Genomic DNA, 14,284 nt, shown 5'->3' on the forward strand with positions numbered 1-14,284 from the left:
GGTGGCCTAGTGTGTTGCGAATAGCTTTGTATTTAATTGTTTAATCTCCCCTTCTGCAAGGGGCTGGTAAAATGCATGTTGTAATCCTTGTATATGTAAGGTTTCTCCTATACACAACAATACTTTACCAGGGAGCAGGTCGAGTAATAGTTCATTATTAATTTGCTTTGCTTGGTTTTCAGTAGAAACATATATAACTAAGACTGTAGGATTGTTTCCTAAATCTTGCATAATAACATCTTTTCCTGACTCTACGAAATCTTTCCATCGAGCAATAATTCGTTTTAAACGATCCTTTTTATCTGTTAATAGAGTGGAGTATACAACGAAATTAAATTTATGATTTACTCCGCCTTGCACTGCAAAACTTAAAGGAGGGGTAAAAATCCCTTTACTAATAGATGGATGCATGATATGCCCTAAAAACGATGGAGTATAACGTAGATGGCAGATTAAATCTATATCGTGCCAATAACGTAGATGAACATATTTACCGTGATTATCAATACGTTCAGGAGCAAAGAAAAACATATTTCCTTGCCAGTATTTTAAAAACTTGTAACCATTGTCGGATAACGTATATGTTTCTTCAAAGATCTCCATATCAAAACTCTCCACTTGCCATTTTTCAATTAGACGGTAGTAAAGTAATCCTTGAAGTGCATCATTTATTTTCTTACGCGAATATTTATTCTTGAATAAATATAATAAATGATTAAATCGAACAGATGTATGAACACCAACGAAAGCAAGTACGGCATACTGTTCTTCTGTCAAACGCTGCTTAAACTTAACCAATTCGTCAAAAGAATGGAATACATAGGTTTTATCCAGCTCATGTATTCGATATATTTTAAGTCCCTGTACATCCTCACTTGATAAATGAGGTATAGAAGGGACATAAGTAGACAATTGTTTCTCTATTGTACGCATGGTCATCCATTAAAATTGGAAAATTGACGAATTAGATTTTTTACTTTGTCCTTGCGGATAATTTAGGATACGCACTGTTCCTTTTCTATTTTTGGCGTCGATATTAAGCAGCTCACATGTAACAATCGTTTGATTTTTTGCATCTTCCACCGTTGGATTAGCAAGATTTCGACTTTTAAGTCCTTTAAACTGAATTCCTGGTGCAACCTCTACAAAAATACCCGCAATAGCGTCTACCCCTACAATTTTACCTACAAATCGGTCACGGCGTTTCTTTAGTTCTAACAATTTTTCCATTGGATCTGTTTCTAATTTCTTTTTATTTCCTCTAAATTCATAACGGCCATTCTTTTCTCCTACTTTATCGATGATAAGTTCTATAACATCACCAATGATAATATCCTCCGGACGAACGAATGTATAGGACCAGTGTGAATACCTTACACCTACCGTTACGCCATGAACTTCAACTAGGACAGTTTGTGCAGATGGAATATGTCCTGAAACGGTTCCAGTGTATACCTTATTCCCTTCTTGCGCTGTTACTTCTTCATATAATCTTTTTTGAAGTGCCAATTCCCCTGCTGTGATAGATACAACAGCAAAGTTACCTTCCTCAGTTTTCTGGAAGTGTTCAATGATAACAGGCTTTGTTCTACCCACTAGCCATTGAGGGTTCTTAGGAACATTTATACCTGCCTCTGTAATAGGGCAATACGCTGTTGTATGAGTACCAATTTGCATTGTAAGTACTTGTATACGCTCAGACTTTCCGTTTTTAGTCGGGAATAGCTTTTCGGATACGACTGTAATCAAACCTTTTCCTACAGTACGCTCACGTTTCATACGGGCTAATTCCTCTAGTTCATGTTCACGTACTCGCTCAAATTGATTAAAGTTTGTTTCTGAGGGTGTGTTACCTTGTGTTGTCTCTGATTCAAAAGCCATTCCAAGTTCTTCTACAGTTTGAGTGTTTGTCTTATCTTCTGCCATTATAATTTCCTCCTAGAACGTAAAAAAGGACACACCTGTACCGTTGGGATGGTACGTAAGGTGTGTCCTTCACGTAAATTATGTTTTATTTATATAGTTATTAATACAAATATAATGGTATTCCGACTCAAATGCAAGAATAATTTTAAAATCATAAGTTTGCTATAGATTGAATCAAAATCTAGAATACAGTCTTACTTGGGCTCTACTGCCAGCATTTCAGAAAGATAATACGCTAAGAGTATGCATAATTTTATACAATTTTTCGGGTAATCCAGTAACAAACACGAACCCTAACACCGTGCTAGGATAGGAATGTATAAAAAAATGCATAGATCCATAGAACAAAAAAAGGAGGTTCCCTTTTGAAAGTGGGGATTCGCCTTTTTCTTGCTACCGATAATGTTACGTTATGTTAACTTCACATGTATAGAATATACATGGTGTTATACAATATCCCTTCTGATAAAATGGAATTAAAAGGAGACAAAGACTTTGAAAAATAATTTGATACTGATTTTTTGTCTATCTATTTTATTCATATTGTCTGCTTGTCAAAAAGAATACAATGGAAAATATGTAAAATGGGGCGACACTATAGAAACTGTTAACACAGAAAGGCTAGAAAGAAATAACATTCCATATAAAGTAGAGGGCAATAAAGTATATATTCCAGAAGATGCATTTGATGATGCTATAGTGTGTTGTTCTTAGTAAGTGCTTTCTATGAATAGATAACAGTAAAACTCCAACATAGGGGTAGCGTCACATGTCCATCAAGCTAAGGCTGGGTTTCCTATGAACTTCCGTTCATGTTGCCTACATGCTTGATATTTTGTTTATTTGTTTTTAAAAATAAGCATACCAAATAAACCTTGATAAGGTGTATTTTTAAAGATTATGCAGTTTTCTGCTTTAGATTGGATACAGTACATCGATAAACGACACCTAAAATATCAAAAACTGTCTTTTTCTCATATCTGTGAGATTTCCGTCCATTTTTCTGTAAGAGGTCAAACAGACGAAGGAAAATTTTTGATACTTCTTGGGTGTCTTTTTGTACAGCTTCATATACTAAGTACAGATGATCTTGAATCATATAAATTGCTTTATATTCACTTAATTCTTTTTGTTTTTTCTGTAGTAACAGCTGTCGCATTTTGAACATAGTGGAAGAACAGAGAAAAATAGCGATTAACCGTCCATAAAGATGACATTCTAGACGCTCTCGCTTAATATTGTGACAATGATTGATACCAAAAAGAGATTTCCATGTTTTAAATACAATCTCTATTTGCCAACGTAGTGAGTAGATATCATGGACCTGTTCCATCGGAACAATTTCCCATGGTATGTTGGTAATATAAACGTTGATTTCTGTTAAACGTTTACTTTTTTCAGAGTATGTAACTCCTTTTTTCTTTTCAACATAAGTTTGCTTTTTCCTACGTTTATGAATTTGAGTTGATGTGAGTCTGTATATTACAACTCGCGAGGGTAATTTTTGTTGTCCAATATAGGCATTTCGAATTTCATAAGTATCTCCTGGTTTTATCTGATGCATAATATCTTCAAGGTTAAGTAAAACATATAAAGATTGCTTTTTTACTGTTCCATCCAGAAAGAATTCTGGAGATTCATTCTTCAGATATACTCTATTATTTAACTTCAACCGTGAAACATAGAATACACCTCGTTGATCCATCTGGTCTAAATCTTTTAGAGAAAAGTATCCTAAGTCTCGAATACATAAATCTCCTGGGCGTAAGGTATCTAAACACTCTGTACCAAAGGTTTTATCATTATTTTTACCTGGTTCCATTTGAAAATTGAGGAATTTTCCACTATGTAAATCATACTCTAGCTGAATCTTAATACCAGCTGTTTGTGCACATCCTCCTGAACCAGGATAAATAGGAGCCAAATGATTGGGGACCTGAAAAATAGTAGCATCTAAAATACGTATACGTTGAAAATAAGAAGTGTATTGATTGGAAATTTGAGAAGAATCGTTTAGTTGGCTTTTGACTAAAAGAGAAAATACACGCTGTAGAAATAAAACAGCGCATCGGTTAAAACGTTGATTAAGTCCTTCTGGACTCATGAGTGTAGCTGTATTTGCATAAAGTTGACTACATAATCGATTAAGAGAACTACTTGCTACATGTTGACTGATCCAAATACATAAAGCAGCCAAATCTTGTGCGCCATACTTACTTTTACGTTTTACAAAACCTGTCTCTTGTGCAAGTTGTTGAAGAATATGTGGGGATAGATATCGCTGTAGTTCTTCAGCAAACAAATGAAACTCATCTTGAATCGATAAATTCATACAAAAACGTCATCCTTTCTGTATATTTCTACAAAAAGAATAACGTTTTTTTCGTTTTATGGATACAATTTCTCTTTAGCTTGATGGGCCTGCAGCAGGATCCCTTTTTTCATAATGTACAGGTAATTCTATGGCAGCTGTTAGACCTCTTTGGTCCTCACCGCTTGCAAGAATTAGACGGCCATGATGGGCCTGCACAATTCTTGCCACCATCGGAATTCCTAGACCATGACCTTCCTGGACAGTCCGCTTTCTCCTTGATGAATAAGGTAATTCGGTAATCTCCGTCAAATTCTCCTTTGGGATTCCTCGTCCATTATCCTTTACAATAAAGCGATACTGGGAGCGGTCCTTAGATAGAGAGGTTTCCAATATGATTGCACATCCCTGTGGATTATGCAGTACACTATTTTGGACGAGATTACTGATTGCACGAAGAAGCAGTTTCTCGTCCCCAATGACCTGAGCCGCTTCAACAGTCAGTTTCAAATCAATGTCATAATGGTCATCCAACCCATTATTCAAAAAATCCGTGGCAACCTGTCTCGCCAAAACTGATAGACGGATGTGCTTCAAATGCAAGGGTTGCATTTCATACTCAAGCATGGAAACTAGATTCAGGTCACTTACAAGTGAGCGTAGCTTCTCGCCCTGATGCCGGATGATACCAGCCTGCTGCCTCTGCTCCTCCGGCAAGTCAAAATTATCCTCCATTTCGCTTGCATAACCGAGAATAATCGAGAGTGGAGTCCGGATATCATGAGAAATCCCGGCAATCCAGTTAGAACGAGCTTCATCTCGTGCCTTCAACGCGTCCGTTTTCTTCTGGAGCTTAGTCGACGCAGAATTAATACTTTGAGCCAAGTCACCAAATATTCCCTTGGAATCCAACTGAACCACTTCCTCCCTAGCAAGATTGTGGACTCCTGACACAAGAGGACGTATCCCTCTTATGAGACGCGTGCCAATCACAATAGAAATCAGCAGAGTTATCCCCACATTAAAGAGTAGCAGTACCCCAAGCCGCAAGGGCATCTCTCTTAACCAATCAGAAAGAAAGGCAAATTGATACTTCCAGTGGCTTTCCTTTGGATATCCGACCACAATTAGGCCATTTTCATGTTCCCAAGTATAAACAGGGTATTGCAAAAGATAATATCGCGAGAACTTAGCTACATCGACTAAATTATAAAATCTCGGAACATCATTAGGTAAATGATAATCCCATTGCACATAACCATCTTCACCAATCAACATAGCCCATGCTTGATTGTGCTGCAAAATCTTGGCGGTGTTCTCGTCCAAATGATAGTTGTTATCCTGTTTGTCTAGACTTTGAGAAATCTTCTTAAGTAAACCTTCTGGAGACATTTGTTGATTAGTTTCATTGAACACCAGAGTGCCTAGTAGTACGAAATTAAAAATAAGAACAAATATCGACACAAGGATGGTCGTCGTGACAAACCGTCGTAATATACGAGTAATCCCTTCCACTCAATATATCTCCTTCACTAGCAGTTTATATCCAAGCCCTCTGAAGGTGAGAAGATGGATTGGTTTGGAAGGATCCAGCTCAATCTTTTCACGTATCCGCCTGATATGAACCATCAATGTATTTTCGAGACCGTAGCTGTCATCTCCCCAAACAGCCTGACATAGGGCATCATTTGTAATGATTCGTCCCTGATTTTCATACAACTTCACAAGAATGGCATGCTCCTTTGCCGTCAATGGCATCTCTTTCTGTCCCCTGTGTACGACAGCGCTTTCAAGGTCTACGATCTGTTCTCCTAATTTGAATATAGATAGACGCTCTGCTACTGAGGATGAGTATACACGTTTTAGAATCGCCATGAGCCGCAATACCAGCTCGCGTGGCAGAAACGGCTTCACCATGTAATCATCCGCCCCCAAGCCCAATCCAAGTAATCGATCTTCATCCTCGCCCCGCGCGGAGAGAAAAAGGACCGGTGTGTCCGAGAACTGCCTAATGGAAGACAGTAATGAAAATCCATCACCATCAGGTAACATAACATCCAGAATTACGATATCTGGATTGTTTGCGTGGTAAATTGACAGAGCAGAAGCGCAATCAGCAGCAGTATAAATGCGAAAAAATCCATCTGTTCTTAAAAATCTTTCAATCATTATTCTGATTTCCTGTTCATCGTCCACAATTAATATTTTTTTGTCTTTTAAATTTTCCATTTTACATCACCTCATTTGATTATACACAAAAAAGGGAATTATTGGTGTTTCAATTCATATTCACCCCTTGATTCCTTTTTTAAAGCGAAACGAACACATAAGCTGGGAAAGCCTCCTGTTTCATTTTTTGACTTCACTATTTAGAACCGTATAGTACAGCAATTTTGTTTAGATATTTGGTAGGGACATTGTTTAATCGTTATGGGCGAAAAGTATTTAGTTTATCTTTGGAAGAGACATTGTACGGTAACACAAAAAATCCCATCCTTATTCAGTGTAAAAATGAATAAAGATGGAATTTTTTCTTGTTACATTATTGTTCGTAACCTGATTGCTATAGGACATTCCCTTCTTCTTTCAAATCATTATTATTCTCGATACTGCTGTTGCACCGCCTCAGGCAGCTCCTCGAAGCTAACCTCTTTCCAATACGTAACGCCCCGAATCATTGTATAATATAGCTGGACATAAGCTCCTTCTCTCAATTTCTTTCCTGCTGAAAAACTTAGTTTTTCTTTCTTTTTTTTCTCATCATAAGCAATCAACTCATAGTCATAACGGCCATTCTCACCTTGAACGCCAGATCCAGTTATCTTTGTGTAATAGACAGTTTTCCCTGCAGGATTGTCAGGTGTAAGCTTCTCCGGAGTGAAGAAGAACATCCACAAACATGCTCCAAGCACTATGATGAACCCTAGTACCAACAATATTTTTTTCATTATAAATTCCTCCTAAGCTCAATTAGGATGAAACAATGTCTTTGTTCTTTAACCTTCGGATTGACCTCGATGCAAAAATAATAACGAAAGCCATATTGATCACCCAAAACAGAAAGTTCTGCATGTCGGTCAACTTATCCTGACTCATGACACTCATACCAATGTTGAGCAATGAGAATGGGAATAATATTCCAAACTTACCAATATACATGCCTAAACCGATAAAAACCCCACACAGACTTATTCCAATCGGTGTAGCAAAGCTGCGAATCCGTAGCGACAGTCCCAATTGCAAAGCACTAATGGACAGAGAAGCATACCATCCACGTATCGCCCAATCTACAGTCTCTACAGGAAATGGGCCAGGTAAGGAGAACAAGGTGCCTATAAGCCAGTAGAGTCCCATGAACAGTCCTTGTGCGAACGAAATTAAAATACTAACGATAATCAATTTGGCAAGAAACACATTGGCAACCGACACGGGAGAAGTCATAATCATATTCCAATTTCGGTTTAAATGCTCCAGCCTACATATGTAGGAACAACAGATGGCAATCAGAATAGGTAAGAAAAAAACACCGTAAAACAGGCTGACCTGAGTCCACAAGCTGTACCAACCATTTTGCAGGGCGCCTTGGTTCAAATAATAATTCGCACTTCCAATCAACATACTTATGATTGGAAGTACAGCGATTACAAGACCAATCCGGGAATGGCTTAGTTTCAGCCATTCAGCAGAAATACTTCGTTTCATTAACTTCCCTCCTTAGATTTCCTGTCGACTTACCTGGATGCGTCCAGCGATATAAAACAGGACGGTCATAATCAACGCACCTACTACAATTTCAAAGTTCATTGGCTGTATCATATAAGAGCCCGTAGACTCGGCGTACAGATAAGTAACCGGGCTGAGCTCCAAATAGTAAGACCAAATAAAAATATGTCTAATAGCAGCCGGAAATAGCCCAGCGGTCATTCCTATAAAGCCACCCAACATACCCAAGCAAAGCGCAAAGGACTGGTTTTTGATGGAGAAAGAAATCCATTGTTGAAGTGCTGTAACAGCGAGAGTCGTTAGTAGATTACCTCCAATGAACCAGATTAGCAATTCGATAGGAAAAGTGCCAGGAAAATCCTTTATTAGTCCGAATAATATTATGAATAAGACTTGTGCAAAGATACCATACAGTAGCAGACTATTAATGCATATATACTTCGCTGCATAAAGTTGTCCACGTTCCACACTAGTAGCAACAAGCATTTTCCAAGTCGCTCCCTTATGCTCCATGTCACAAATACGTGAGACAACAACGGCCGAAATAATCGGCATAAAAAGGCCATTCATGGAAGATATACTAAAAAAAATAGATTCCCAAACGCGGTTATCCGGATTGCTTGCAATAGACCTACTAATGGACATAAAGGCCCACAGCATCTCCACAACAAGAAATAGTATAATCATGATCCATATTTTTTTTCGACGGATTTTAAAATATTCCAGTTCTAATAGTTTGATCACAAGCTCCGCTCCTTTCCTGTAAACTCCAGGAAAATATCCTCCAAGCTTTTTTTCTGCTCCTCAATCCGAGTGACAGCAATTTCATGTTCAACAAGCAATTTGTTCATTTTCGCTACTTCTGTATCCGGAAGATTGCCCAACTCAATCCGGCCACCATTGTTGACTGGACTATATCCTTGAGTGAAAAGTATCTGCTCAGCTTTGGCATTGTTCCCAGTTTTCATAAAGATGGCGTTTCTATTTTTTTTCCGCAAGTTTGTCATACTGCCTTGAAACAACAAATTTCCTTCACTAATAATACCTACTGAGGTAGCGATTTGTTCTATCTCGGAGAGTAGGTGACTGGAAAGTAATATAGTTATTCCATAGCGTGCGGGTAATGATTTAATAAGCTCCCGAATTTCACCAATGCCAGCGGGATCAAGACCATTCGTCGGCTCATCGAGAATCAGCAGCTTTGGGAAGGCGAGCAGAGCCATTGCAATTCCCAGCCGTTGCTTCATTCCTAGTGAATATTGTTCAGCTTTTTTGTCTTTCTGATTTTCTAGCCGTACGATACGAAGCGCCTCATGTATATTTTTATCTGGAACGTTCCGGAGGCGCTGCATGACTTTCATATTCTCAAGCCCTGTCAAATGTCCGTAGTAGGAGGGAGATTCAATCAGCGATCCGGTACGTTGCAGAATGGATGAGCGCTGTTTATCCAGGCTTTCCCCGAAAATTTTAATTTTCCCTTCAGAAGGATTGATGAGTCCTAACAGCATTTTTAGCGTGGTTGTTTTCCCTGCTCCGTTCGGACCCAGAAACCCGTAGATTTCTCCTTCCTGAACATGAAGATTAACTTTATTTACACAGTTAATAGCCCCATACGTTTTGGACAGGTTTTGAGTTTGTACAATAGCCGAAACACTCATATGAAAAGTCAGCTCCATTCAAGTTTTTTAGATATTTTTCTTCTCTTTCAACTGTAATGCGTCCACCTTTCTCCAGTCTAAAGAGAACCTTACATCAACCTTAAATCACTTGATTTGTATTAAAATCTTAACCAACTGTTGAATTAAAATAAAGTTTGATGATGTACTCCGTTTACCCCATTCCATCGAGAAGGAAAAGTGTCTGGGTCGCTTATCGTAGGGAATTTAGAATCCTAAACAAGGTAAAATAAACTAGCTGCTGCTTTACGTGAAATGAGAAGAATTGAAAAGAGCAATTTTATTTTTGATAATTAGGTTCACTTTTTTCGTTTTTGGGGGTATTTGCATTTCTTAGCTTGATAGCCATGGGGTAGCGTCAAGATTTTGCGAATTTACAACGTTAAGGTATAAAACCGTGTCTCAATAGGNNCCTATTGAGACACGGTTTTAACATTGTAAGTAGCTTAGCATTGTAAATCTGCATTTTCGGGACTGAACCCCTTAATCAACTTCCAATAACGATAATTATGTAAATAAGCTGTCCATATGGACAGCTTATTGTATATTTTTGCTTAGCGTGTTTTTTTCCGAAATGCTGGCGGTACCCCATCGCTATCAAGCTAATAAAACAAAATCCCCCCTAAAATAAAAAATACGTTATTCTTTCTGTAGAATCATAGGAAAGGATAACGTATTTTTTGATTTCTTCTATTCAATGTGTACGTTAATATTTACGCATGATGTGATGACTTATATTAACCTTTTATTGCTACTAAGGTAGGAGATATACCAAAAATAGGATTATAAAGTACATTTTTCTTGAGTGGCTCCAAAAGTAAAGAATCGTTGCCTTCCCTCTTAAACGGTTAACTAACCCCAATTTTTTCTATTTTGACGACATGCTCAACGCTGTGGAAAAATAAGTTTATTTTCTGTTCCTAAAAGCAGCCTTTGTATATTTTCCATATGCCTGAAAATAACCATAAACGCCATTAGGAATGCAAATATATAAAAATATAAGGTATTCTCAAAAACAGGAATAAATGAAATGACCGCGACAAGCAATGTAGCACATATTGTACCTAAAGAGACATAACGGGTTAAAGCTACTATTATCACAAAAAAGCCAAGGCATAAAAGGGCCATAACCCAGTCAATCATAAACAGTACAGCCACTGCTGTAAGTGCTCCCTTGCCTCCTTTAAACCCAAAATATACCGGCCAGTTATGCCCTATAACCACCCCTGCGCCCGCCGCTAAAAGGCTTACGCAATCTTTAGCCTCTCCCGAATAAAAGTAAACGCTAAGGAACAAGCCTATATAACAGGCAATTACCCCTTTTAATATATCTCCCGCAAGAACAAACACCGCAGCAGATTTCCCAAGTACCCTCAGAGTATTGGTAAGCCCGGCGCTTTTGCTTCCATGGCTTCTTATATCCTTGCCGTATATTTTCCCTACAATCACCGCTGTATTAAGGCTTCCTAAAAGATAACCAAAAACTAAGGCCGCAAAAATCTTTAAAATATCCATCATCACTCTTCTCCCTTTACATTATTCTGAATTTCTTTTTTTCTACATCAATACAGGGTTTTAGCATTGTTCTTCTCCAGAAAATTTTTCAATAAACTTCTACTTATTTATTCATGTTAAAAGGGCATCTACAATAAGGACGCCTTGCATGACTGAATAGTTAGAAAAATGACAGATAAAAAATCCTTCTTTAGTTACAACATTTTGGATCTAAACTGCACGCTTTCCTTCTTCTACTTCAATGATCCGATCAATTAATAAAAGGGGATAACGATGGGGAGTAATTTCTTCAATTTGTTGAATATTGAGCATGAATGTCTCTCCTTTATACCATAGCTAGATATTTTAGTTAGTTTAATTTCCAGAAGTAAAATGTTTGAATATTGACAATAATTAGTATCTAGTACTATTATTTGATTATATAACTAAGTATTGAAATGGTAAAGGGGGATAAATGTATGCAATCAAAAGCAAGAATTACAGCTATTGGTACCTATGTACCTGAAAAAAAGCTGACCAATGATGATTTAGAAAAATTAGTAGATACAAATGATGCATGGATTGTACAAAGAACTGGGATGAAGATTCAGCTTGAGTATGATTTATTAAGTGGGCAGTTCCTACATATTCATACAGGCCCAGGTAAACAACATGATCGAACCTATGGTTCTCTATGTGCCCCAACTGTGACAGCGAATGATTTATGTATCCGTGATTTAGGTTATTTTCACTTGAAAGATCTTCAACATATACAAGATAAAAAGGCATATTATATCTCACGTATCAAATCGAATACACGTATTTATCAAAAAAATCCCGACCCTGATTATTTTCAAGATGGCAGAATCAAGAAAGGTACAGAGTATATACAGATAGATATGGAAACGTTAATGAACTCTTTTCAACCAGGACAAACATGTGAAATATTCAACGCTTATGTAGGAATGAATGATAAAGTCTCAACTCGTGTGATTGTTCATCGACTAACCAAAGAACAACAACAAAAACGATTACAAGATCAAGCTGTAAGAGAAAAAAAGAAAGGAATGAAGTATTCTTCTCGTAGTAAACGACTCAGTGGTATCAATGTATATATGACAAACACCCCCTACAGATATTGTCCCGATGGGACAGGTACATGACTGGTATTCTTTGCGTTGGCAAATCGAAATTTTATTTAAAACGTGGAAGTCATTCTTTCAAATCCATCATTGTAAAAAGATAAAACCAGAACGATTGGAGTGCCATTTATATGGTCAATTGATTGCCATTCTACTCTGTTCTTCTATCATGTTTCAAATGCGCCAATTGCTCCTCATGAAGAAAAAACGAGAGCTTAGTGAGTATAAAGCAATATATATGATTAAAGATTATTTTCTTCTTCTATTCCAAACTATTCAAAAAGACACCCAAGAGCTATCAAAGGTGTTACTTCGCCTGTTCAATCTCCTACAGCAAAACGGCCAGAAATCACATTGTTATGAGAAGAAAACAGTCTTTGATATATTAGGTGTCGTTTACAATTGTACCCTGTCTGATAATCAAGTCGCTTAAAGTAAAAAAAATGAAACCCGTTAGGGTTTATTTCGTATGCAAAGCTTTAAATTCCCTATACGTAGTCTTTAGAAAAAAGAAACAACCCTTATTATAATTGACATTGTATAAACTTAGCTTGATAGCGATGTGGCGGTACCCCTATAGGTACACTTGCAAGTATATTTATAAATGTACTTATAAGTGAATTATTTATATTCCTGTCTATATAATTTAAACGAATAAATAGCTCCAATGAAGAATACAAAGGCTTCAAACAATATAAAGATTTGACGGAAATTCTCAATATCTTTACCAACTAGAGAAATAAATATAGCATTCATTAGAATTTGAGTAGTAAACATACGAGAAGTAATTTTTAAATAAATAGCATTTGTTCTTTCATCTTGTTTACCAATTTTTTTGTAAATAATAATAAGTGCAATTACTGAACCCAAAAATAGAAGTGCTGTAAGTCCTACAACGATATTAAAATTGGCTGTACTTTCTAACATCCATTTATTTAATAGATCAATCATTATTATCTTCCTTTCCTACATAAGAGAATATTTCGTTCTTCTTTTTCACTATAATAAAAAAAGAAAAAGGAAAACATCGAACTTTCTTACAAACATTCGTGTATTCTTACAGTTTTGTCATTTTATAAATTTATTCATTGTCTTGCCTTTCCCTATTTTCTTTGGAAAACATAGTGAATTACGAGAAAGAACGCTACAAGATCCACTTTCGAGAACTATAATTATGTAAACACAAAAGTCCTCCAGTTAAACAATCCGGAGGACTTTTAATAGTTTTCTAAGTTATCTTCCAAATACACTCAATCCTAAATAAATCAAACTATAACTAATTAAAGCACTTGCAAGCATCAAACCTATTTTTAATAATTTGTCTTTTATATTCGGCTTTGCTTCACTTACAGGTTTTCCCTCTATAAAATCAACTATTTGACGATAAGTTTTTAAATTATGCTCTTTTTTCAAGTTTTCAAGCTTCGATGATGAAAACATAAGCAAAATCGTAAGTACCACAGGTATTATAAGACCATAATAACCAAAAAAGTAAAATACAGGTGCAATAGAAATAGGAAGCATAAACATTAATGCTAACATGATGTAACTCCACTTAAAGAAAGCTGATTTTTGAAGTTCTTCTTTCATGATCTTTACATCTCCTTTAACTAAATCATCTAGGGAGACATTAAAAAGAATACTCATCATTAATAAATTGTGAATATCTGGATAGTTTCTTTCATTTTCCCAGTTAGAAATAGACTGTCTGGAAACATGAATTTTTTCTGCTAACTTCTCTTGGGACATATTATCCCGTTTACGAAAATATTGTATTTGTCTACCAATGTTCATCTATACATCTCCCTTAAGTTTGAGGTTAAGTTAAAGGCTAATTAAAGACTACCAAATTTCTTTATAATAACGTGATTCTAAGGTGTAAAAATGTTTTATCATGCAATTTCCACTTTATTTTTTACTTCCTACAACGATAATTATATAAATAAGCTGCCTATATGGGCAGCTTATTGTATTTATGGCTTAGCGTGATTTTTTTCGAAAAACTGGCGATA

General features: G+C 36.5%; 13 protein-coding genes and 2 pseudogenes. 2 read left to right on the forward strand and 13 right to left on the reverse strand.

Annotated features, from left to right (window positions below):
* Positions 1-6: 6 nt before the first annotated feature.
* Together COL05_RS08380 and COL05_RS08385 are read right to left on the reverse strand one after the other, a co-directional pair.
* The gene (locus COL05_RS08380; RefSeq protein WP_098668264.1) at positions 7-933 is read right to left on the reverse strand and encodes a hypothetical protein; all 927 of its coding nucleotides are present in this window, start codon (positions 931-933) and stop codon (positions 7-9) included.
* 9 nt (positions 934-942) lie between these two features.
* On the reverse strand, positions 943-1,926 hold the full coding sequence (locus COL05_RS08385; RefSeq protein ID WP_098668265.1) for an RNA-binding protein: 984 nt from the start codon (positions 1,924-1,926) through the stop codon (positions 943-945).
* Positions 1,927-2,421: 495 nt separating this feature from the next.
* Here COL05_RS08385 and COL05_RS08390 point away from each other — a divergent pair, with 495 nt between their 5' ends.
* Positions 2,422-2,640 carry a hypothetical protein gene (locus COL05_RS08390; protein ID WP_142337401.1) on the forward strand — a complete coding sequence of 73 codons (219 nt, stop codon included), beginning with the start codon at positions 2,422-2,424 and terminating at the stop codon, positions 2,638-2,640.
* 184 nt (positions 2,641-2,824) lie between these two features.
* Here the strand turns inward: COL05_RS08390 and COL05_RS08395 are convergent, their stop codons facing one another.
* The 9 genes and pseudogenes from COL05_RS08395 to COL05_RS08435 form a co-directional block, all read right to left on the reverse strand.
* A complete protein-coding gene (locus COL05_RS08395; protein WP_098668266.1) occupies positions 2,825-4,258 on the reverse strand; it encodes an IS4 family transposase in 1,434 nt (477 codons plus the stop codon).
* 75 nt (positions 4,259-4,333) lie between these two features.
* Positions 4,334-5,752 (reverse strand): sensor histidine kinase, encoded by a 1,419-nt coding sequence (locus COL05_RS08400; protein ID WP_098668267.1) that lies wholly within the window; start codon positions 5,750-5,752, stop codon positions 4,334-4,336.
* Positions 5,753-6,466, reverse strand: coding sequence for a response regulator transcription factor (locus COL05_RS08405; RefSeq protein WP_098668268.1), 714 nt, complete (start codon positions 6,464-6,466; stop codon positions 5,753-5,755).
* Between the two features lie 368 nt (positions 6,467-6,834).
* Positions 6,835-7,185, reverse strand: a complete 351-nt coding sequence (locus COL05_RS08410) for a YxeA family protein (protein ID WP_071680150.1) — start codon at positions 7,183-7,185, stop codon at positions 6,835-6,837.
* Positions 7,186-7,207: 22 nt separating this feature from the next.
* Complete coding sequence (locus tag COL05_RS08415; RefSeq protein WP_098668269.1) at positions 7,208-7,939, reverse strand: ABC transporter permease; 732 nt, start codon at positions 7,937-7,939, stop codon at positions 7,208-7,210.
* A gap of 12 nt (positions 7,940-7,951) precedes the next feature.
* On the reverse strand, positions 7,952-8,704 hold the full coding sequence (locus COL05_RS08420; protein ID WP_098668270.1) for an ABC transporter permease: 753 nt from the start codon (positions 8,702-8,704) through the stop codon (positions 7,952-7,954).
* Positions 8,701-9,618 (reverse strand): ABC transporter ATP-binding protein, encoded by a 918-nt coding sequence (locus tag COL05_RS08425; protein WP_098668271.1) that lies wholly within the window; start codon positions 9,616-9,618, stop codon positions 8,701-8,703. The genes COL05_RS08420 and COL05_RS08425 overlap by 4 nt, the downstream gene beginning before the upstream one ends.
* A gap of 903 nt (positions 9,619-10,521) precedes the next feature.
* Positions 10,522-11,154, reverse strand: a complete 633-nt coding sequence (gene plsY / locus COL05_RS08430; RefSeq protein WP_098668272.1) for a glycerol-3-phosphate 1-O-acyltransferase PlsY — start codon at positions 11,152-11,154, stop codon at positions 10,522-10,524.
* A gap of 117 nt (positions 11,155-11,271) precedes the next feature.
* Positions 11,272-11,463 (reverse strand): annotated as a pseudogene (locus tag COL05_RS08435) (hotdog family protein); the annotation flags it as partial.
* A gap of 146 nt (positions 11,464-11,609) precedes the next feature.
* Here COL05_RS08435 and COL05_RS08440 point away from each other — a divergent pair.
* A pseudogene (locus COL05_RS08440) lies at positions 11,610-12,705 on the forward strand (IS4 family transposase).
* 188 nt (positions 12,706-12,893) lie between these two features.
* Here COL05_RS08440 and COL05_RS08445 read toward each other — a convergent pair.
* Positions 12,894-13,223, reverse strand: coding sequence for a 6-aminohexanoate hydrolase (locus tag COL05_RS08445; RefSeq protein ID WP_098668273.1), 330 nt, complete (start codon positions 13,221-13,223; stop codon positions 12,894-12,896).
* A 282-nt stretch (positions 13,224-13,505) separates the two neighbouring features.
* The gene (locus tag COL05_RS08455) at positions 13,506-14,066 is read right to left on the reverse strand and encodes a helix-turn-helix domain-containing protein (RefSeq protein WP_098668275.1); all 561 of its coding nucleotides are present in this window, start codon (positions 14,064-14,066) and stop codon (positions 13,506-13,508) included.
* Positions 14,067-14,284: the final 218 nt, after the last annotated feature.

This window comes from Bacillus sp. AFS059628, assembly GCF_002571225.1.
Lineage (GTDB): Bacteria > Bacillota > Bacilli > Bacillales > Bacillaceae_G > Bacillus_A.